Genomic DNA, 21,937 nt, shown 5'->3' on the forward strand with positions numbered 1-21,937 from the left:
TCGAATTAATGATAATTTTCAAGTTCTCAAGCCTGCACCTTCAAGTTGAACGGGTATATAAGCAATTTCATACAGCGCTGACGGAGTCACTGAATCAATACCCACAAATCAAAGGACGCTATCACCTATCCCCCACGGAAGGCGCGTTTCTGATTTGGTTAACCTTGCCCGATTCGTTCGACAGTTATGAGCTCTATTTAGACTGCTTAGAGCACAAATTGGGTATTCTTCCGGGAACGGCGATCGGTAAAAATGATCAATACAAACATTGTGTTCGATTCAGTGTTACCAACCTAGAAGAGACCAAAGAGTGGCGAGAAGGAGTTGAGATAATGGCGAGATTGATTGCCAAACAATTGGATTAATAGAACGGACGTAAGCTGATTTATGCGTAAGCCAGTTTAAGCGTTATCCATGTATAAACATTAAACTGCCTTACTCCCTAGTGAGTGAAGCCACCATTAAAATTTGCCGGTCAATAACGTCGTACAGAGGATTATTATGTTCCGGCTCGCATCACTTTCATGGTGTTTTTTCGCCTCTTCAACAGCTTTCAGTAACGGCAACAGCCCTACTCAATATGAGAGCGCCGTCAGTAAAACCTATAATGTTGAAAAGTCGTCCCTCTCTGAGAGTGATGCAATGCTCACAGCGACCAGCTTGTACCAGACACAGGGTAAAGAAACACAGGTAATGCGAATCAGCAACCGCATTGAAGAGCAGATGCAAACCACTACGATAAACTTTTCCTGTGTCGACGTTCCTTAAAGGCCCCTTTTTCTGGCGACCCAGTTTGTCGCCAATAATTACACTTTCATGCTAAATCCGAAGTACCCCCCCCTCAATTCGCGACATATCTCTGCCTTTCCAGCTGTCCACTGTGTCGTGAATTCGGTAGCCGAGTTCCATTTTCATGTTCTCTATCGGTTCGAAAGTTGAGCCAAACTGACCTCAAGCCAACACGCCATCATCCCTTTTGGCGAAACTATAACCAGTCGATGCGCCACCGAAAATTGCCCATTTTGAGTCGAAGTTATAAACATAATCATAAGAGCCAGTCGTAGTTGTGTAGTCTGACTTCATACTATGCGCCACTCCTATCCCCCAACGATGCCTATCATCGATCAACGCATGATAGCCGACCGCAGGCGTAAACTCCGACTCATTCAACGCGGTGTAACCATCGAGTACACCTAAACTCACAAAGTGTTCAACGTCATCACTCACCGCAAACGCTTCACTCACCACGAATCCTGACAACATCACAGCAGGGACCACAAAGTACTTCACTCTTCCTCCAAAATATAAAACATCATTCAATTAAAGATTGCAATAGAGGCTTCTGAAGGAAAGTAAAATGAGAAGTAAAAGAGACCAACAGAGCCAATAGCTTATGCAACAACTCAAAACGCGAGAGACTCTAAGGCCTCAAGCAAGCTAATTGTCAGAGCTATGACAACTTTGGGTACACAGCATCAATAATTGGAAAGGTAGGTTGATAAACAGGCAAACACAGGTGTCTATCAACCTAAATGACCATCTAGTCGAGAATGATGTGGGGAAGGTAACGAGACATATCTTGAGTCACTAGGGAGCTGTCTTCTCGGATTGAGATTCCAGCGGGCTCATCGTTAATCAACCAACTACCAACCAAGGTATAGTTATCACCAAACTTTGGTAATGGATGAAAAGCCTGAATGATATGTCCTTCTTCACCGTAAGGGCCGTCGGTATCGAGAACAAGCTCTTGATCTCTTACAACTTGAATATTGGCACCTTCCCGTGAAAATAGAGGCTTAATTACATGATCTTTGAGCTCGGAATTTTTCAGTTGTTTTAGTTTAGGATCATCTGAAAAATACGCAGCTAGTAAGTTCGGATGGTTAGGGAATTTTTCCCATAACAAAGGAAGAATTGCCTTGTTAGATAGCACTGACTTCCACATAGGCTCTAGCCAATTCACTTTGGCCGTCTCCAAGTGCTTGGCGTAATCCTCTTGGAACATGAATTCCCAAGGGTAAAGCTTAAACATCCATCGAATCAGGTTATCTTGAGTGTCGGTAAACTCTCCATCTCTCGTTACGCCGATGTCTTCAATATGAACAAACTTCGTTTTCAACCCGGCTTCAATCGCACAGTCTTGCATATACTGAACCGTACCACGATCTTCTTCAGTATCTTTACAGCATGAAAAGTGTAATGTCTGACCGGGTTGTAAGCGAGCTAACTCTTGGAATCTCGCCATCATTAACTCTTGAAGCAAGTTAAATTGATCAGAATCCCGCCTTAGCTTTCCTGAGTTCACCAAATCTTCAAGCCAAAACCATTGCCAGAATCCTGTTTCAAACAGCGATGTAGGTGTATCAGCGTTGTTTTCATAAAACTTGGCCGGACCACGCCCAGCATAAGCAAGATCGATACGAGAATAGAGAGAAGGCTCCCTTCGCTTCCACGAATCCAAAACACCTTGCCACATGGGTTGAGGAATTTGAAAACGTTTAAGCCAGTATTCATCGCGCACGACCACATCCACGATCTCGAGACACATTTCATGAATTTCTCGAGTTGGCTCTTCAAGATCTTCTTCGATTTGCTTCAGAGTGAACTGGTAGTAAGCCGTTTCATCCCAATACGGTTCATCGTACATGGTATGGAAACCAAAACCATACTCTGCCGCCAGCTGCTTCCAGTGTTTTCGAGGTTCCGAATTCAGACGAAGCATTAGCCGCCCCAACCTTTACTTGAGCTCTTAGAACTACTCCAACTTGATTTCGCTGATACCGTGGAGCCAAAACCACCACGAGAGATAGTTCGTTTCACCGTCGGCTTGGGCTTAAACTCGTCACGACTCACAGATACCGTGCCACGTTGATATGACTTCCCATAAGTTCGACCATCCGCAGTAATCCAATCATCATAGAAAATGCTACGAGAGTACGTCGATGTAAACATAGGCTGAGAATAGTAACGACGATCATCTACCATGCGTGCGAACATAAACCCTGCCATCGCAGGCATAAACCAATTGTTTTGAGGAGCAGCAACACATCCGCTAAAGCCAAACTCATGCGCACAATCATCAATGCTCTTATACTTAGGTGCCGTGCGACTCGCTTCTTCTAGAGCATCCTGATAAGCACTTTTGCACTCCGCCGCATAAGATGGGTGATCATAAATACAATCATCAATCGTGCCATAAATATTGGTTCGAACAGAATCATCACTGCAGCCAGAAATCATTGCTGTTGTCACCGCTACAGAAATCGGGGCCAAACTGAACTGACGCCAGTTTTTACGCATTTCAGGCAAAACTACATTTTGACTACGTTTCATTCCGCCTCCTAGTAGGTCATACAAGCGGCATTAAGCAGGCCAATAGCGATAGACATAGATGCCATTACGATACCTGCAGGAATTTCGTTAGCCTTAATACGCTCGACCAATTTTGGCATAAAACCATAACGAACTATCGCAAAAGCGAGTAGTTGTGCGACCAAAGCAATCACACCCCAGATAGCAAAATCGACCAGATTTACTGAGTTCTTTGCTGCACCAGCAATCGCCAAGCTATAACCTAGGAAAGCACCAGATAGCGTGATACCAGCTGCAATATTTTGTTCATCCTTAACCAACTTCCACTCGTCGTAAGGAGTGCAACGAATATAAACAAACTTAAAAAGCAGTAAGAAGAAAATTGACAATGCGAAGTAAAGTGCAAACGCACCAAGCCCTGCCAGAGAATTTACAAATTGAGACATAATGTTTCCTTAACGGAGATAGAGAGTTGTTAGCTAATTAACGTGAAGTCAGTTGGAGTAAGATTAATACCAGTGCTTGTTACTACACTGCGAACATGCTGATTATTGACGATCGACTCTTCGGCGCTCACCAATAGTGACTCGAATAAATCCGTTTCAGCCTCACGTTCATAAACCATGATAAATTGATCGGTGGTTGTAATATTTCCCGACTGATCCCAAGTGGTCTCCGTCATGGGAACCGGACGAATATTGTCCCAAACCTTGGAAAAGCGATGCCCTTCAAGCTCCTTATACGATTGAACCACATCATTGTCTAACAATGATTGCCACTGAGCGTCGGTATCAATCGGCTTAGACTCATAGAAATACCAAAGCTTCACTTCTTCAATATCAGCTTCTTGATTCCCATGTTGAAGGATCTGTAAATACCCCTCGTCGTCAGTGTAATACCGCAAAAGGCGAGTCTGATTATCAAGTTTGACCTCGCCAACTGCTTTAATGATTTGAGTTCGAGCTGCACCTTCAATAACTAGACTAGGTTCAATAATCTTCAGTTTGAGATCATCGAGTTCAAACGCACCGCCTAACCTCAATCCAATCACTTCCGGCGCTTGGGGTGCCTGAGGTTTCTCGTCTTTTTGTTTTTTAAACCAGCCAAACATAAAGCACTCCTTGTTTAACAAACGAAAGAGCGTAACGGCCAAGCGCTACGCTCCATATACACGCAACTTAGAAGCTACTTCCCGAGAATTCGAGCTAGTTCGTCTTCAGCTGACGTACTTCCCCCAGACACAATGCCAGCATCCGCCAACTTCTTATCTAAACTGCTGCCAGATTGCTGTTCATGGAGTTCTTGTGCAGCTTCAAATTGTGCTTGCCTTTCATCCTGGCGGCGCTTTATACGATCTAAAGACTCAACCGCAGTATGCATTTTTGCATTAGCGCCAACATTTGTTGCAGATACAGCGGCCTGCGCTTTTTGGACTGCTTCATTGGCTTTAACAACGTCAACTTGTTGTTCTAATTGACGTAATTTGTCTTTCGCTTGTGCGATATTCGTACGCATAGATTGCTCAGACTGAGTAAACTGCTGAAAATAAGCCTGCTCCGCTTGTTGTTCGCTACGCAGCGTCGCGACCTTTGTCGCACACTCCAACGCTAGATCCTGTTGGCCTTTTTCCATCGCTGAACGGGCATGCCCTTCGTATTCAGCTATTCCACTATCGAAGCTCGCGACTTTCTGTTCTGACAGCTTTCTTTTTGCAATGATTTTAACTAAAGCTTCATCTGAACGGCGCAACTCCTCTTTTGCTTCTCGGATTTCTTGATCAAGAATCCTTAGAGCTTGGTTGTCCGCTACCGCTTCTGCCGCTTCATTTGCGCCACCTTTGATGGCCGTTACTAGTTTTTTCCAAACACTCATCTGCTCTCTCCTTATAAGTATTCTTGGTAAAGGTCGATGAATGCCTCAACGTTTCTAAATAGAGTAGCAACCTCAATGACTACGCTCTCTTTTTTAGATTGAGACGACAATGAACCAAACGCTGTGTAATAGCTCTCACCATTCACGTCATTAATCCCAATAGTTGATAGAGGGAACATCTTGTGCGTACGCAGGATTGTTTCATTAAGCGCATGCTTATCCTTGACGTCAGATTGAGAGAACAACAAGACTTCAACCAATATCTGTTCCCCTGAAACGGCTAAAAAAGCAATAATTCCATCTTCGTTTTGTATCACGATAGACTGCTCAGTTGACTCAACACTCCAACCCTGATGCTCACTTAAGAGCACTTGTAACTCATTAGTATTCCAATTCATTATTTGTTGCCTTTTGACGTTCAAACCAAAGCATGACTCGTGTCTTATTAAACACGCAGTTAAGAAAGCCGCTTTTATTACATAAAAAACAAAAACATATGTTATAAAAGCGAACCAAATTGTATCTTTAATCCATTTATCAATCCCACTTTATACGTTTTTTATGTGGACTTCATTGCATAATTATAGTGTAAATTTCTTTTCCAACTATCAATTTCTATCTAATAACCCAGTCGTATAGAGCTCCATTAATTTAAATGCAGCGTACCTGTGCACATAAGAAAAGTGGTCAAGCAATACACTTTATTGTTACCGAAGCGTTGTTACAGGAGCGTCCCTGGAGGTGGGGCAATATTCCAAAGTAAAAGCAGCCAAAACTTGCCATAAATTGTATTCAATCGAGCGCCTTATACGCTAATAAGGTGCAAGAACAACTTTTAAATCGAGCAAAACACAGCTTTACCGGAACGAACGTTCAGCATAAAATTTCGAACATATGTTCAGATTAATGAAGCAGATGTTATGTCCAAGACCGCGAAGTTCGATAGACAAGACGCAGTAGATAAGGCAACGAACCTGTATTGGGAAAAGGACTTCACGCAACTTCTATGCGTAACCTGCAATATGTGCTTGGTCTTCGTCCGGGTAGCATCTATTCAACCGCTGGCAGCAAAGCAAGTCTATTTAAAGAGGTGCTTGCTCACTATACAGAGCTTGGCATTCTCAACCTGAACCGCTTTCGCAACGAAACAGACTCACCAATCAAAGCGCTTGAAAACTTCGCAGGACGTGAAGTCGTGAACCCAAACAAAGCGTGCCAAATAGCATGTATATATTGTCGATATCGCACTAGGCTCACTAACCACAGCGGTTATCGTTGGCTTCTGGAAACCAGTGGTCGTTGAAACAGAAGAAGACACAGTTGAAGCTGCGCCAGTTCAAGATCAAACAGCACCTGTAGCTGGTGAAGGCGAGTACGATATCGTAGCAGTAACATGTTGCCCTTCTGGTGTTGCACACACCTTCATGGCAGCCAAAGCACTAGAAAAAGCAGGTGCGGCAGCAGGCCTTAAGATTAAGGTAGAAACACAAGGTCAAAACGGCATTCAAAACCGCATCACTGACTTAGATGTAGCAAATGCGAAACTGGTTATCTTGGCTCACGATATTCAAGTGAAAGACGCTCACCGCTTTGCCAATGCGAACGTGATTGAGTGTTCAACCAAAGAAGCGATGAAGAAAGCCGCGGATATGGTAACTATCTAAAACAGAGGTCACCTAAAACGGAAACTATCCAAAAGAATCAATAAATTAGTGAATGCTCACTATTGATAAAGTACCCCCTACTAAGTAGAACCCCCTACTAAGAAAAATCCCCGTTCGTCTAGTCAACGAATGGGGATTTCTTTATTCAGCTCTCACTTAATTGGCGAGGCAAGATCAGCTCTTAGGATCAAGTGTCTCTTCTGTCTCTAAATCGAATAAGTGACATTGGCTTGTGTTGAAATGCAGCACTGTCTCTTCGCCACTGTTTGCCGTGCGATCTGCATCGAAAGGCACGCGAGCCACCAGCTTATCTGCACCCAATTTGAAGTAGAGATACAGCTCATTCCCCATCGACTCGACCACATCAAGCCTGTGCGTTTGGGTATTAACCTCCGACAACGGTGCGTCGTGATTAGCCAACTGAATGTGCTCAGGACGAACGCCAAACCACACCCACTCTCCCGATTTTTCGCGAGCAATAGCCTGCTTATCCTGTGGCAGCGTCCAACGAGTTCCACTTTCAGAAACCACGTTCATCACACCATCAATCTCATCCAACCTTGCCTTGAGGAGATTCATCGCTGGCGAACCAATAAAGCCCGCGACAAACTTGTTTGCCGGGTATTGATAAAGATTCATAGGCGTATCGACCTGCATGATCTCACCTTGATTCAACACGCAGATGCGATCACCAAGAGTCATGGCTTCCACCTGATCGTGTGTCACGTAGATCATGGTGGCGTTTTGCCCTTCTTGCTTAAGATTGTTGTGCAGCTGCGCAATGCTGACTCGCGTTGAAACCCGCAGCTTCGCATCCAAGTTAGACAAAGGCTCATCAAACAAGAACACATCTGGTTTACGAACCATCGCACGACCAAGCGCGACACGCTGCCTTTGACCGCCCGACATTTCACCCGGCTTGTTATCTAACAAGTGCTCAATGTCTAGTGTCTTGGCTGCTTCTTCGATACGTTCAGTGATTTCGCGCTTTGGCAGCTTCTGCTGCTTAAGGCCAAAAGCCATGTTGTCGTATACCGACATGTGTGGGTAAAGCGCGTAGTTCTGAAACACCATAGAGATACCGCGATCTTTAGGTTGCAGCTCATTCACACGTTTATCGCCAATGTAGACATCGCCTTCTGAGATATCTTCAAGGCCTGCGATCATTCGAAGTGTGGTAGATTTTGCGCAGCCAGACGGCCCAACAAACACCATGAACTCACCTTCGCGAATATTCAGATCGACACCGTGCACGGCCTTAAAACCATTTGGGTAGGTTTTCTCTACCCCTCTCAGTGTGACTTCAGCCATAACCTGTCCTTAAATCAATTGGTTAAATACTATCTTTACAATTTGTCGTGGACGTTTTAGCCACGTTCTTGCAGTTGGTTGAGCTCAAAATGAGCGACTGATGCGATAACCAGATCCGCCACTGGCTCCAGCTCACTGTGTTGTGCAGTTCCCGTCAGCACACCAACATTGCTTGCGCCTGCATTGCGGCCAAATTCCATATCCGAAACCGTGTCACCAAACATGATCACCTCATGTGGCTCAATACCGCATTGCTCACAGAAGGCATTAAGTAGTGCTGGCGCTGGTTTAGGTTCGATATCACCATCGGAGTAACCAACATAATCAAACATCCCACTCAAACCCGATTGCTCTAATGTGTAGATCGTTGAGTCTTTGGTATCTGCAGTCGCGATGCCTAAAATCATGCCTTGCTGCTTAAACAGACCGAGCTTTTCGGTCACACCCGGTAGTGCTTCAATCCAGCTTGGGTTCTCTTCCACTTCTTCATTGAATGCCGCTTTGGTCACTTTAGTGAACTCAGTGAGCAAGACATTGGGTTGCAGCATGTTGAACCACGCTGTCGCGGTATCTTCCACTGGGTTTGAGGCTAATAGTCCATAGTTATCAACCACATCACCTTCAACACCGATGGCCAAGAGTAACTCAGCAGGTGTGACAGTTTGATTACCCTGATGCTGGTCACTGTAATATTTCACACGCTCACAAGCACCACGAGAAACGTTGAGCCACATCTTGTGGAACTCTAACAATGTGCCGTCTTTATCAAATAACATCGCCTTAAACTTCATCACGGCTCATTCGCTCCATTAGTTCTCCCCAAGTACGCACTAGGGGTTGGTTAAATTCTGGTTGTTTACCGTCGAATACGGCGTTGATGCAGCCTTCAAACTCACGCTCGTCAGATGCAGATTGATTGCTGTTGATTAATGTTGAAGAAAGATCCCCACGACGAACATCCACTCGACACCAACGGTAGCCCTGATCAATATGGATACTTTGCAGCTCATCACTCAAAGCGATTCGATCGACAATCTCACCATCTACCACGCACTCCGCGTAGTAAGGGTTTTCTGAGTCAGAGACGGCAATTCGGTATGTAAGCGCTTGTCCTTGAGAGTCATTACCCGGCAGTAAGTCACCTAAATTGATATCAAATTTCAAGCCGCAGCGGCGCTCTAGGTAAACTTGCCCATTACGCAAACCGGACAAGATGCCTTCACCGCTCAAGCCATGGCTGTAAACGAAGGTGGATGGGTCACCGTAGATAGAAGGCTCATCGGCCTTAGGATTACGCTCATGCGGTTCAAGGTGTGAATCACTGCCGCCAATCGCGGTAATGCGCTGGCCACAATTCCACATTTCATTGAGAACCAATAACGCTTCTTCGGTCGCTTTCGGCGAGGTCGACCAAGTTGGGTCACAACACACTTCAAACGTAGACACTTGGCTGAGATCGACTTGATCGTAATGCCAATGCCACGGCTTCATCATTGGGTGATTGATGCCAAGGGAGCTGTGTCCACTTTTCACTAAACTCAATCCCGCTTCCATGGTCGCTTGCCTGCTGTGTTCGACGTCTCTAAGGTCCAAAGACTTGACCGGACCATGCACATTGAAGTGCCCGAGATCGGTCGTGACTTCTAACGCAGGTAAGAACAAGCACTGCTTTGATACTGGCAGTTTAGGCTGGCAGATGTTGTGCTCTGTAAAGAAGAAAAAATCGAGCCCTTGTGATTCCACAATGTCTTTAGCCGCGGCCAAGGTATTGTGACCATCAGAAAGCTGAGTGTGAGCGTGTAAATCGCCACGATACCAGCGAGAATCAGAGCTCAGCATGTGGCTGTAATCAAACTCGATATCGTGATCACTTGTCACCGTTGGGGTCAGTTCTAACTCAGCATCGCTATTAACTAACTCTTCAATGCAAAGTATATCGACTTGATACTGCATCGCACGCTCGGTGCGGAACTCACCCTCAAGGTTGTAAAGCTCTAAGAACCACTGGCCCGATGGAATCGCTCCATCAATCGCGCCTAAACCAGAGTTTTTCAGTTGAATAGTGAGTGACTTGTGCGCCTTTTCAAATAGCACTTTGCCACGAAATGCCTGGTTGGCATCGTAGGCTGCCGCGTATAAGAATCCTTTTTTCACCGTTGTGCCGGTAATCGTTACGCTGTGAGAACCTGCTGATACATCAAAGGGGATACGTACTCTGCCAAACGGCAGCTCACCTTGAAATTGGGTCATTGTCTTCACCAAATTCGTCCTAATTGAAGGACTGGGTCAAAAAGAGGCCCACCCGAATAGATGGGCCTTTATGCATGCAAAGATAGTTCTAACCACTTTACTGATTAAGAACGATTCGCTCGGTCTAGTGCACGTTGCGCTTTCTTAGCCGCTTGTTTTAGCGCTTTATCAGCAGGCACGTTTTGGATTTGAATCTGATCCGCTGCCACCTTCAGAGCATCCATGATCTTACCGTTGGTAGGGTCTAGGAAATCTTTGGTCGCCGTGTTCGCTTGCTTCAACGGAATCAGAGCTTGTGGGTTGTCTTTGGTGAATGCTTGGTATTCTGGAACTTCAGAAACACTGTTGCGCACTGGGATGTAGCCCGTAAACATCGACCATGCTGCCGTGTTTTTCGCGTTGGTGTAGAACTCAACAAACTCAAATGCACCTTTCGCCGCTGCGTCGTCAGTGCCTTTTGGCATGACGTAAACCAACGCACCCGCTTGTGGTGCAGAAGGGTTTGAGCCCCAACCTGGTTGCGTGGTTGCTGAAAGCTTAGTGAAGTCCAAGTCACCTTGATCACCCGATGAACCGGTGTAGCCTAGTGCGTTGTCTTTCATCACATCATCAATGGTTTTGTACCAGTATTCCCAACCTTGACCACCATAGTGAATACGCATGATTTGATCATCGTGGATCCACTTACGGAAGCTGTCCCACACCTCAACCCACTCAGGAGAGTCAATCAGCACTTTCTTACCGTCATCGCTGATGATCTTAGCGCCGTTAGAAAATGCCGCGTCAATCATGTTGTCTTGACCCCACATCGGCTCCCAGCCGTAGAAGGTCACATTACCTTTCTCATCACGTTGTGTGACTTTCTCTGCGATCTTAGCCACGCCTTGCCATGTCTTTAGATCTTGCTCAGTAAAGCCGTTATCTGCCAACACCTGCTTGTTGTAGTAGAACACTTGGGTTGTACCGTAAGCAGGTAGGCCGATGATGGTGCCATCTTCTGCTGTCACTTGATCTTTAAACGCGCCGATGAAATCAGAGAAGTTGAACTCTTCATCCATGAACGGCGTTAGGTCACGGCTCAAACCACGTCCATGCATCGCTTCCGCACGGCCTGAATCTAACAGCACAAGTTCAGGTGCCGTTTTCGACGCTAAACCGGCTTGCAGCTTCTGGTAGGTTTCCGTGTAGTTACCTTGCAATGCGGGCTTCACCACATACTCATCTTGGCTCGCATTGAACTCTTCGATGAGCTTAGTCATCATTTGCTGTGGCTTAGTACCACCGGAATACCAAAAGTTAACTTCGGTTGCCGCAAGAACACTGCTAGAGAACATAGACGCGCTTGCTGCGCCAGTACACACTAGTGCGAGAGTTTTTAGTTTCATTTCCGTTTACTCTTTTACGCCGTTATCGGCGATACCTGAAAGAATCGTCTTTTGACAAATGACGAATAGAATTAACAAAGGCAATACTGCAATGGTGCTCGCCGCCATGATTTGCGACCAGTTCAACCCATAGTTACCTTCGGCAATAAAGTAGTGACGAATACCAGTAGCGATCAGGTTTAAATCCTGAGTCGTAATCACCAGACTTGGCCACATGTAGCTGTTGTAATTGGTAATAAAAGTGATGAGGAACAGTGTTGCGACTGCTGCTCGGCATTGCGGTAAGATGATTGCCCATAAGATCTTGAGCTCACCTGCACCATCAATTCGTGCCGCTTCAATCAGCGACGGATGCACCTTGATAAACACTTGGCGTAAATAGAACACACCGAACACCGACGCCGCGTTCGACGCCACCAAGCCCATGTGTGAATCCAACAAACCCAGTTTTGCCAAGGTGATGTAAGACGGAATGTACGTCACTGCGCCCGGCAGCATGTAACAGCCCATCACGACGAAATAGAGCACTGTCTTCGAGCGAAACTTCAGCTGAGTCAGCGCGTATGCAAACATCGCTGAATTCACAATCACCAACAAGGTAGTGAACAAAGCCACACTAAAGCTGTTGAAGATGTACAAGCCAAACGGCGCGCTGTGGAAAGTTTCAACAAAGGTTTCCCAGCGAAACTGCTCTGGAATCAAGTCCAGCGGGTTAGCAAAGATCTCATCGTTACTTTTCAACGAACCAGACAGCATCCATAAGAACGGAAACACCATAATGGTTCCGCACGTTGCCAAGAATAGGTGCTTAGCCAGTGCGAGGAACGAACGGCGATCCACTGAATTTGTCTTTGACGCAACCTCTGACTTCGTCGCTTTGGCTTGAGCTCTAACTTTGGTTTTCGCTGCGCCCTGATTTAAGACTTGATTGGCATCCAATACTTGCGTGGTCATAATTCTGTCCTTTCAAAAATCGACTAGTAGTACACCCAACGCTTGCCGATGTAGGTATTAATAAGTGCCAGCAATCCAGTAATCAGGAATATCACTAACGATGTCGCGGCCGCAGGTCCCATTTCGTAACGTTCAAACGCCTGTTGGTAGAACAAGTACAATAAGGTACGTGTCTCACCACCCGGCCCGCCTTGCGTTAGGATCTGGAACTGATCGAACGCCTGCATTGCCGTGATAATATTGACCACCACTAAAAAGAATGTGGTTGGAGAAATCAGTGGCAGCGTTATCTTCAAAAAGCGCGTTAAGCTACTACAGCCATCAATCAAAGAAGCCTCATACAGTGACTCTGGAATCTTGTTGAGCGCACTGATGTAAAACAACATCGTCCAACCAATCGCCTGCCAAACTGTCACGATAATCACCGCAACCAAGGCTGTGTTTCCGTTCTCTAACCATGGAATCGCACTAAACCCCGCCGACTCCAATAAGTGGTTTGCCAAGCCTGATTTGCTCTCGAATACCCAAGACCACACGATCGAAACTGCTACCGTTGGCGTAATCCACGGTGAGAAAATCACCGCACGATAAAACTGGCTGCCCTTAAAGTTTTTGTGCAGCAGCATGGCAAATACAAGGCCAAAAATGATGGTTGGAATAACCACACCAACCGAGAACCAAAACGTGTTTAGCATCGCTTGGATGAACTCGTAGTCCTCGACCATGTACTCGTAATTTTCTAAACCGATGAACGAATAATCTGGCGAGATGTAATCCCAATCGGTGAAGCTGATGTAAATCGAATAACCAAATGGTACGAGCCAAAAAGTAAACAGTGGCACCAACAACGGTGCAGTAAATAGCAGTACCTTTAAGCGGTTTTTCATTGGTTCTGAGAAAGCACTCATGGTGACCTCGTCCTGATTTGTATGCGGTTAAATTAAGGGGTTTGTGTGACAGGTTAGTAAGAGCGCCCTTCATTTTTTTTATGGCTACCCATTAGGAAATCTTTCTTCCAGTTCACCGTCTTCCATCTGGTGATAAAGCCAATCACAAAAGAAATTCACCTTGGCACTACGTCGGTGTTTGGTAATCAAATAGTGGGCAGATTCAGCAGGCATCGAGGACTCTGTCGCCAGAACAAGGTCGTTTTTCTCTAACAACTCGGACACCGCAAGCGAACGCACCAACAACACGCCGATCCCATGCTTAACCGCTTCTAGGGCATGCAAAGAGTTACTCACTTCAAGTAGCACCTTCGGTAAAGTCATCTCGAATTGGTTATGGCTTAGCCATTGCAGCCAGTTCTCGCGGTAACCTTTTACTTGTACGGTCGGCAGAGCAGAAAAATCATGCTCAGCCAAGGCTTCTTGATATTGGTTTTTAAATTCTGGGCTGCACACCAACTGCCAATGTTCTTGAAACAGTCGCTCACTATGAGTGTCTTCGCTTTCGACCTTACCGTTGGTCAGTTCAATCTCGACATTCTGACAAGGGTTGGTTGATGGCCAGTCCACCAGCTGAATATCGAGCCTGATAAAAGGGTATTTTTGATAAAAAGATGGCAGGCGAGGTAGCAGCCAGTTATGGCAAAAGGTGTGATTAACGCGCAGGCTCAACACGTCGGTTTCTTTCTCCCCGAACAGGATTTGAGTCTGCAGTTTCAGGTGTGCCAATGAGCCCGCCACAATCGGTTGATAATGCTGGGCAGCCGAAGTCAGCTTTACGCCTTTGGAGCTGCGTTCAAACAGTGTGGTATCGAGAAAGGTTTCTAAACTTTTAAGCTGCTGACTCACCGCAGCTTGGGTAACACACAGCTCGCGCGCGGCAGCGCCAATAGAACCGAGGCGGGCAACAGCTTCGAACGCAACAAGGGCACGTAGAGGGGGTAACATGGCTTCACCTGATTGAAATAAAAGTGAAAAATACTTCAGTCAGGTTTCAGTTTTTTGCGCTTATCGTTACAGATTAATGACGAAGGGACGTTGATCAGAGATTTATGATCAACGTCCCTTTTCTTTATTTCAGACTTTTAATGATGTACCAGAAGCTCAACTACTCTTTGATGTAGAGATCCTTAGAGTAGATACGCCCTTCTACATTGTTCTTCGCAAAACCACCGACACTTGGTCGCACTAAACGAGCCTGCATGTAGTAATAGATTGGTGCGATCGGCATGTCTTCTGCCATCAATTGCTCTGCTTGGTCATAGAAACCTTGGCGATCTTGTTCGCTGGTTGCGGCTAGTGCGCTATCCATTGCTGCGTCGTACTTGTCATTACTGTAGCGAGCAAAGTTACCCGAAGAACCAGAACGCAACAGGCTCAAGAAGGTTGATGCTTCGTTGTAATCACCACACCAAGAGGCACGCATTACATCAAAATCACCTTGGCGACGAGACACCAAGTAAGACTTCCATTCTTGGTTTTCGAGTTCGACTTGAGCACCCAAATTACCCTTCAACATTGACGCAATCGCCACTGCAATCGACTTGTTCGACTCACTGGTGTTGTAGAGCAGTTTAAAATCCAATGGGTTAGACGCATCGTAGCCCGCTTCTTTCAGTAACTCTTTTGCTTTTTGATCACGTTCTTTCTGAGTCCACGTACTGTATTCAGGTTGTGTCGCATCAAAACCAGCCGTGTACTCATGTGCAAAGGTATAAGCCGGTAAGTTGCCCACCTGAGTCACACCATTGGTGATAACGTCACGCATCATAGAATAAGAGACAGCTTTACGTACTCGCGCATCATCAAAAGGTGGTCGCGTAGTATTGAATGCGTAGTAATAAGTACACAGCAAAGGCACTGTGGTAAACGCATCTTGGTATTTGCTTTTAAGCTGCTGCGCCATATGGGTAGGCACATCAGACGTAATATCGACCTCGCCCACGGCATAACGGTTAATCGAGGCATTCTGATTCTCAAACGGAATATAAGTCACTTCGGTTAAGTGAGTATCTGAACTGTCCCAATATTTCGGGTTCTTGTTCAGTTCAATGCGCTCGTTCACCACCCACTCGTCTAGTACGAATGCCCCATTACCAACAAATTGCTTAGGTTCGCTCCACGGCTTGTCGCTACTTTCTAGGGCTGCTTTGTGCACTGGCATCATAGATGTATGGCCCGTCATCGCCACAAAGTAAGGCACTTGACTGTCAAGTTCAAAACGCACTGTGTGTTTATCAACAGCTGATACGCCTAGCTCTTCAAGTGGCTTCTTACCTTCTGCCACATCAGCAATGTTGTTGATTTTGGTGAGCTTCAGGTACCACACATTTGGCGATGCCGTTTTAGGATCGACCGCGCGTCTTAACGCATACACGAAATCATCGGCCGTCACCGGATCGCCATTTGACCATTGCGCGTCTTTACGAAGGTGGAATACAAAGGTCTTGTTGTCTTCGGTTTCCCAAGACTGTGCAACACCCGGAGTGATGTTGCCATCACGGTCTTGAATCACTAAACCTTCAAACAAGTCACGCAGTATGTGCATTTCTGGTAAGCCTTCTGCTTTTGCAGGATCAAGCGTCGCCGCTTCCGCATCATTAGCACGCACTAAGTGTTGCTGCTTTGCAAGAGTGGTTCCCGCAGGCAACGTTTCAGCAACGGCAGTTACTGAGATAAAAGGGGTCAAAAGAGATGAAATGAGTAACGCTGTTGAATGTTTCTTAAAATCCATATGTTTTTGCTCTCCTAGCCTATCTTTGAAGCAAGTAATAAAATTAACAATGCGACTGTTGACGAGTTTTAACGCTTTCGTTTATCTAAGTAGGGTTGTGTAATCGTTAATACTTGATCGTACTTGATCAATCAGGAGATAAAGGTGAGTTTAATTCCAAGAACGGAAAGAGCTGCATTTTCAATAAAGCCGCTGCCATATGGAAGGTCGGTATTGGGCGCACCCTTGCTCTATTTCCCCGCGCAAGTTGAAAGCGAATCTCGAGGGCTAATCATAGCAGGTACACACGGTGATGAAACCGCACCTATCGCAGGTTTGTCTTGTGCGCTAAGAAGCTTGCCATCAGCCAACTTACGACACGATGTGATCTTATCAATGAATCCAGACGGCAACCAACTAGGTACCCGTGCCAACGCTAATCAAGTCGACCTAAACCGAGCCTTCCCAACGCAAAACTGGACAGAAAACGGCACCGTCTATCGCTGGAGTTCCCACACTCCAGTAAGAGACGTAAAAGTGGAAACGGGACGAGTTGATCAACTAGAACCTGAAGTGCAATCGCTCATCAACCTCATTGAGCAGCGCCAACCTAAATTCGTCATATCTTTCCACGAACCACTCGCTATGGTCGACGACTCCGAACAATCGAAACTTGCCACTTGGCTAGGCAAACAGTTCAACCTACCGCTCGTTGAAGACGTCGACTACGAAACCCCAGGCTCATTCGGCACCTGGTGCCAAGAAAGAAATCTACCATGTATTACTGTAGAGCTCCCACCTGTTTCTGCGGACCTGACTATAGAGCAATATTTGGATGCGTTTGTAGCTGTGTTGGGGTGTGAGGGGAGTTAGCACAACTCATTTTTGGACAAAAATGAGCTGGAGTATTCACTCGCAACCGCCTTCTTCGGATAACTTAAATTTAGGGAAACTATCAATTAGCTTAGTAAGCTCATCAACCACATCTTTAGAGCTATGTGGTTAATAAGATAGAGGAGGTAACGAACTTAGACTTTTTTCAGCATAGTGCCCCTACAACTGGGAGTGTAGCCAAAAAGCAGCAGTAGGCATCGGTAGGTTAGCTAATAAGCTGCTCTGAAATACCTTTGAATGAGGCAAAACAGGTATCAAAGTCATGTGGTTCTGTGTTGTACACCATTGGGGCCACAAACGCGTCAAAACGTTTACGATAATCCTCGTTAGCTTCTAGCTCTTCTAACCCCAGCTTTAACTCATTACGTGGATCGTCGACAAACTCCTGATGTTGATTTCCATATCGCTCCTTGTCTTCTTCCAACACGGTATCAAACATCGGCTTTAACACGTCCATATCAATCGTATGCTCTGCGCTAATGCAGTGAACATCGTAGATGTGACGAACCAATGTTTCGTCATCCTTACGCTTTGGATCACGCTTGACTGACATGGTGCGGCGTAACATGGAAAGCACTTTTTCAACCAACGTCGAATCAATGGAAATACACAACATAGCGCTTACTTCGGCAGGTTGCGTGTAGCTCTGTGACACCAGCGATGAAATAGAGCGAGATTCAACGCCTTGAAGTTCAATGGTTTCGATGAGCTCAAGTTTGATATAAGGTCGTAGACACGGTGCTTGATGGTATTGTTGCGGGTACTCTATTTCGATTTCGACATAGCGATACTCATCGCTTACCGTTTTATCACTGTAATTCAGATAAGGGTGCTCAACTAACCTCGCAATGAGGTGTTCGACTAACGCCTTACGAGCTCTTTTCTTCGCACCTGTGCCCTTGTCGAGAAATTCCTGAGTTGGAATCAATTTTATGTCGACGTCTTCAGACATACGCAGGATCTTAATGTTGGACTTGGCCAAAGCTGTTCCACCTGAAAAAACGAGCCGGTGGTGCTCACTTTCCACGTTTTCCAACATGGCAAGCAGTGACACCACCCAATAGTCCTTTTCTGTGATCGATGGGTTACCTAAGTCGAGGGCATCAGAGACTTCAAGAAACTGCTTTTTTAGTTTTGGTATGCTCATTGTCGATTATTCAATACTCTATTACCAACCTTAAGGCTGCGGTTGAAATGCTTAGAATCCCACGTGTATCTGATAGACGCTGGTATTTGAGTGGACTGTCCATTGATGCTCTTCAATGACATGGCATCCATCTCAAAGTCTACACCGCGCAATTTTAGGACCTCACGCATAATTGCGTCAGTACCACCGGGGTTCATTGGCATCGGTTTATTAGTTAGGCTGTTGATCGTTGACTTGGTGTATAAGCCATATCCGATTTTCATCAGTACACCTTTATCCACAAGTTTTTTCAAGACACGACCAATTTGGTCATAGCTCGCATAGTTGTCGAAATCTTTCCGTTCGAACACATAGCGGCGAGAGCGTTTTATCTTTTGATTAATACGGTCAGTTGCTGTCATAATTCACCCTCCTACATAGTACTTAATCGTAGTATACTTGAGCCCATCGTTATTTGAAATATTTACGGCATCCATTTAAGAGAAAATACGACGTGCATATTTTTATTATCAACTTATGATTATGTTTTTATTAGATTTTTTTCATTTACAAATTAACGACCTGCTTTAGGATTTATAAGCGACCTAATTCTAAATTTAACCTTTATATTGGAGTAAATGGCTATATAGCGCGTGACTACCGAATGAAGCTCATGTGTACTCACTGACAGGGAGAGGAATTATTAGTCTTGGGCCTTTTTTGACCTGTAACCTCGTTCGTAAGGTTTTAAAACGATCAGTGAGCAACACTTTTGTATTGGTTGGTTGTACGCTCACGGATCGAGCTTCTACTGCTGCCTTTACTTAAAACGCCACTAATTATTGTGTACTTAACTTTACATTAAAGGCATGAAATAAATTGAGCCAAAAAGTAGCTTCTGAAAATGTTGCGAACATCAGCCATAACACGTCTTGGGGCAAAAGCGAGGTAGAGTTCTTAATGACTCACAGTTCTTAATGACTCACCGACATCGAAAACAGGTTGATAATCACCATACCTGCCAAAATCAAAGTGATGCCAATGATCGCGAGATATCGAGCTTTTCCAGTAGACCAGCCAAACAACGCAGAGCCAACGACATCATTTGCGCTATATTCGACGCACAAAAAAGTGCGAGAGACGGATGTCATTCTCGCGCTTTTTTAGAACCGTATAACTCGAAGTTTACGGCTAGATCTTAGCAGTAAACGTACGGCTAATTACATCTTGTTGCTGCTCACGTGTTAGTGAGTTGAATCGCACAGCGTAACCCGAGACCCGGATAGTTAACTGTGGGTACTTTTCTGGATGTTCAACGGCATCCAGCAACATGTCGCGGTTAAGTACGTTAACGTTAAGATGTTGCCCACCCTCAACACGAATCGATCCTGCACTTTCCTCGTGGTGGAAGTAACCATCCATTAGTGCTGCTAGGTTCACTTTTTGGCTTAGGTCATCTTTACCTAGTGCATTTGGTACGATTGAGAAGGTGTAAGAGATACCATCTTTAGCGAACTCGAATGGCAGTTTGGCAACCGAAGAAAGTGAAGCCACCGCTCCTTTCTCATCACGACCGTGCATTGGGTTTGCGCCCGGGCCAAATGGCATACCAGCGCGGCGCCCATCAGGCGTGTTACCGGTTTTTTTACCATATACAACGTTTGAAGTAATCGTAAGGATAGATTGAGTTGGAACCGCTTCACGGTAGGTGTTCATCTTCTGAATTTTCTTCATAAAACGTTCAACCAAATCACAAGCAATATCATCGACACGTGAATCGTTGTTGCCGAATTTCGGATATTCGCCTTCAATCTCAAAGTCGACAGCGATGCCATCTTCGTTACGCACAGGTGTTACCTTCGCGTATTTAATAGCCGCTAGTGAGTCAGCAACAACCGATAACCCTGCAATGCCACAAGCCATTGTACGATGAACATCGCGATCCATTAATGCCATTAATGATGCTTCATAACTGTAACGGTCATGTGAGTAATGGATCACGTTCAGCGCAGTGACGTATTGCGTTGCAAGCCAATCCATCATGTCATCAAAACGAGGCATTAAGCGGTCAAAATCGAGCGCTTCATCTTCGATACGAGCAACTTGAGGGCCAACCTGCATGTTAGATTTTTCATCCACACCACCATTAATGGTGTAAAGCAGAGCTTTAGCAAGGTTTGCACGAGCACCAAAGAACTGCATATGTTGGCCAACCACCTGTGGGCTCACACAGCACGCAATCGCGTAATCGTCGTTATCAAAATCAGCACGCATTAGGTCATCGTTCTCATACTGAAGTGATGAGGTTTCGATCGACACTTTAGCCGCGTATTGTTTAAACGCAATAGGCAGTTGTTCAGACCATAGAACGGTCATGTTCGGCTCAGGTGCAGGGCCCATCGTGTGCAAAGTATGTAAGTAGCGGAAAGTCGTTTTGCTCACGAGAGTACGACCGTCAACGCCCATACCAGCCATTGCTTCAGTTGCCCAAATTGGGTCGCCTGAGAAAAGTGAATCGTATTCAGGTGTTCGAAGGAAACGAACCATACGAAGCTTCATGATGAAATGATCAATCAACTCTTGCGCTTGTTTTTCATCAATCAGACCAAGTTTAAGGTCACGCTCAATGTAAACATCTAAGAAAGTTGATGTACGGCCTAGTGACATCGCTGCGCCATTTTGAGACTTAACCGCAGCTAAGTAGCCAAAATAGGTAAACTGGATTGCTTCTTGTGCAGTACGAGCAGGAGAAGACATATCAATGCCGTACTTCAAACCCATTTCTCGCATTTCATCAAGGGCACGAATTTGATCAGTAAGCTCTTCACGTAGGCGCAATGTCTTATCTAAATCCCCCCCTGTTTCAAGCATTTTCTGAGTCGATTTTAACTGCTCATTTTTGTCTGATTTTAGGAAGTCGATACCGTACAAAGCAAGACGACGATAATCGCCAATGATACGTCCACGACCATAAGCATCTGGCAGACCAGTAATAATCCCAGAACGGCGACATGCTTTAATTTCGTCAGTATAAAGATCGAACGCTACTTGGTTATGCGTTTTGCGGTACTCAGTGAAGATCTTTTCTATTTGTGGTTCTAATTCACGACCGTACACCTCGCACGACGTTTTCACCATCCGAATACCACCGTTAGCGATAATGCCGCGTTTCAGTGGTTTATCGGTTTGTAGACCCACGATTTTTTCGAGGTTTTTTGCAATGTAACCTGCATCATGTGAAGTGATAGTAGAAACGATATCAGTATCAAAATCGACCGGGGCATGAGTGCGACTTTCTTCTTTAATACCCTCTAGCACAGATTCCCATAGCTGTGTCGTCGAATCCGACACGTCCGCAAGGAAAGATTCATCACCTTCATAAGGGGTGTAGTTTCGCTGAATAAAATCACGTGCATTAACGGATGTTTGCCACTCGCCAGCTTGAAATCCCGCCCAAGCTTCCATCATATCGGTTGTCGGAATAGTCATAATGACCTCCTAAGTTATTG

Annotated in this window: 20 protein-coding genes and 4 pseudogenes; 5 read left to right on the forward strand and 19 right to left on the reverse strand. The window is 45.4% G+C overall.

Features of this window, described 5'->3' with window-relative positions:
• Together ED652_RS14270 and ED652_RS23780 are read left to right on the forward strand one after the other, a co-directional pair.
• Positions 1–365, forward strand: a pseudogene (locus ED652_RS14270) (PLP-dependent aminotransferase family protein); the annotation flags it as partial.
• A 136-nt stretch (positions 366–501) separates the two neighbouring features.
• A complete protein-coding gene (locus tag ED652_RS23780) occupies positions 502–768 on the forward strand; it encodes a hypothetical protein (protein WP_162929943.1) in 267 nt (88 codons plus the stop codon).
• Positions 769–951: 183 nt separating this feature from the next.
• On the opposite strand, the gene ED652_RS14275 is transcribed toward ED652_RS23780, so the two are convergent.
• The 7 genes from ED652_RS14275 to ED652_RS14305 all read right to left on the reverse strand — a co-directional run bounded on the left by ED652_RS14275 (position 952) and on the right by ED652_RS14305 (position 5,582).
• On the reverse strand, positions 952–1,290 hold the full coding sequence (locus ED652_RS14275) for a hypothetical protein (protein WP_122055241.1): 339 nt from the start codon (positions 1,288–1,290) through the stop codon (positions 952–954).
• Positions 1,291–1,540: 250 nt separating this feature from the next.
• Positions 1,541–2,722 (reverse strand): glutathionylspermidine synthase family protein, encoded by a 1,182-nt coding sequence (locus ED652_RS14280; protein ID WP_122055242.1) that lies wholly within the window; start codon positions 2,720–2,722, stop codon positions 1,541–1,543.
• A complete protein-coding gene (locus tag ED652_RS14285; RefSeq protein WP_122055243.1) occupies positions 2,722–3,333 on the reverse strand; it encodes a DUF1190 family protein in 612 nt (203 codons plus the stop codon). Before ED652_RS14285 ends, ED652_RS14280 begins: the two co-directional genes overlap by 1 nt.
• Positions 3,334–3,341: 8 nt before the next feature.
• On the reverse strand, positions 3,342–3,758 hold the full coding sequence (locus ED652_RS14290) for a DUF350 domain-containing protein (protein WP_004741677.1): 417 nt from the start codon (positions 3,756–3,758) through the stop codon (positions 3,342–3,344).
• A 29-nt stretch (positions 3,759–3,787) separates the two neighbouring features.
• Entirely contained in the window at positions 3,788–4,423 is a 636-nt protein-coding gene (locus ED652_RS14295; protein WP_122055244.1) for a YjfK family protein, read from the reverse strand.
• Positions 4,424–4,497: 74 nt separating this feature from the next.
• Positions 4,498–5,184 carry a PspA/IM30 family protein gene (locus ED652_RS14300; protein WP_032553455.1) on the reverse strand — a complete coding sequence of 229 codons (687 nt, stop codon included), beginning with the start codon at positions 5,182–5,184 and terminating at the stop codon, positions 4,498–4,500.
• 11 nt (positions 5,185–5,195) lie between these two features.
• On the reverse strand, positions 5,196–5,582 hold the full coding sequence (locus tag ED652_RS14305; protein WP_122055245.1) for a DUF2170 family protein: 387 nt from the start codon (positions 5,580–5,582) through the stop codon (positions 5,196–5,198).
• Positions 5,583–6,104: 522 nt separating this feature from the next.
• Between ED652_RS14305 and ED652_RS14310 the strand changes: the two are divergent.
• Positions 6,105–6,423: pseudogene (locus ED652_RS14310) on the forward strand (TetR/AcrR family transcriptional regulator); the annotation flags it as partial.
• A pseudogene (locus ED652_RS14315) lies at positions 6,411–6,848 on the forward strand (PTS fructose transporter subunit IIB); the annotation flags it as partial. The pseudogenes ED652_RS14310 and ED652_RS14315, both read left to right, overlap by 13 nt.
• Positions 6,849–7,022: 174 nt before the next feature.
• On the opposite strand, the gene ED652_RS14320 reads toward ED652_RS14315, so the two are convergent.
• From ED652_RS14320 to ED652_RS14355, 8 genes are all read right to left on the reverse strand, one after another.
• Positions 7,023–8,159 (reverse strand): ABC transporter ATP-binding protein, encoded by a 1,137-nt coding sequence (locus ED652_RS14320; protein WP_122055246.1) that lies wholly within the window; start codon positions 8,157–8,159, stop codon positions 7,023–7,025.
• 56 nt (positions 8,160–8,215) lie between these two features.
• The gene (locus tag ED652_RS14325; RefSeq protein ID WP_122055247.1) at positions 8,216–8,950 is read right to left on the reverse strand and encodes an HAD family hydrolase; all 735 of its coding nucleotides are present in this window, start codon (positions 8,948–8,950) and stop codon (positions 8,216–8,218) included.
• A complete protein-coding gene (locus ED652_RS14330) occupies positions 8,940–10,409 on the reverse strand; it encodes a CehA/McbA family metallohydrolase (protein ID WP_122055248.1) in 1,470 nt (489 codons plus the stop codon). The genes ED652_RS14325 and ED652_RS14330 overlap by 11 nt, the downstream gene beginning before the upstream one ends.
• A 104-nt stretch (positions 10,410–10,513) precedes the next feature.
• Complete coding sequence (locus tag ED652_RS14335) at positions 10,514–11,794, reverse strand: extracellular solute-binding protein (protein WP_122055249.1); 1,281 nt, start codon at positions 11,792–11,794, stop codon at positions 10,514–10,516.
• Between the two features lie 6 nt (positions 11,795–11,800).
• Positions 11,801–12,748 carry a carbohydrate ABC transporter permease gene (locus ED652_RS14340; protein ID WP_122055250.1) on the reverse strand — a complete coding sequence of 316 codons (948 nt, stop codon included), beginning with the start codon at positions 12,746–12,748 and terminating at the stop codon, positions 11,801–11,803.
• Positions 12,749–12,771: 23 nt separating this feature from the next.
• Entirely contained in the window at positions 12,772–13,656 is an 885-nt protein-coding gene (locus ED652_RS14345) for a carbohydrate ABC transporter permease (RefSeq protein WP_122055251.1), read from the reverse strand.
• An 84-nt stretch (positions 13,657–13,740) separates the two neighbouring features.
• The gene (locus tag ED652_RS14350; RefSeq protein ID WP_122055252.1) at positions 13,741–14,643 is read right to left on the reverse strand and encodes a LysR substrate-binding domain-containing protein; all 903 of its coding nucleotides are present in this window, start codon (positions 14,641–14,643) and stop codon (positions 13,741–13,743) included.
• Positions 14,644–14,803: 160 nt separating this feature from the next.
• Positions 14,804–16,429, reverse strand: coding sequence for an ABC transporter substrate-binding protein (locus tag ED652_RS14355; protein ID WP_122055253.1), 1,626 nt, complete (start codon positions 16,427–16,429; stop codon positions 14,804–14,806).
• Positions 16,430–16,573: 144 nt separating this feature from the next.
• Here ED652_RS14355 and mpaA point away from each other — a divergent pair, with 144 nt between their 5' ends.
• Positions 16,574–17,281: a murein tripeptide amidase MpaA gene (gene mpaA, locus ED652_RS14360; protein WP_122055254.1), complete on the forward strand. Its 708-nt coding sequence runs from the start codon at positions 16,574–16,576 to the stop codon at positions 17,279–17,281.
• A gap of 226 nt (positions 17,282–17,507) precedes the next feature.
• Here mpaA and ED652_RS14365 read toward each other — a convergent pair whose 3' ends face one another.
• From ED652_RS14365 to pflB, 4 genes and pseudogenes are all read right to left on the reverse strand, one after another.
• Positions 17,508–18,449: a nucleotidyl transferase AbiEii/AbiGii toxin family protein gene (locus ED652_RS14365; RefSeq protein WP_122055255.1), complete on the reverse strand. Its 942-nt coding sequence runs from the start codon at positions 18,447–18,449 to the stop codon at positions 17,508–17,510.
• Positions 18,446–18,850, reverse strand: coding sequence for a DUF6088 family protein (locus ED652_RS14370; protein WP_122055256.1), 405 nt, complete (start codon positions 18,848–18,850; stop codon positions 18,446–18,448). The genes ED652_RS14365 and ED652_RS14370 overlap by 4 nt, the downstream gene beginning before the upstream one ends.
• A 552-nt stretch (positions 18,851–19,402) precedes the next feature.
• Positions 19,403–19,477: pseudogene (locus ED652_RS14375) on the reverse strand (QacE family quaternary ammonium compound efflux SMR transporter); the annotation flags it as partial.
• Between the two features lie 142 nt (positions 19,478–19,619).
• On the reverse strand, positions 19,620–21,917 hold the full coding sequence (gene pflB, locus ED652_RS14380; protein ID WP_122055257.1) for a formate C-acetyltransferase: 2,298 nt from the start codon (positions 21,915–21,917) through the stop codon (positions 19,620–19,622).
• Positions 21,918–21,937: the final 20 nt, after the last annotated feature.

The organism is Vibrio sp. Evd11 (assembly GCF_900382755.1).
Lineage (GTDB): Bacteria > Pseudomonadota > Gammaproteobacteria > Enterobacterales > Vibrionaceae > Vibrio > Vibrio lentus.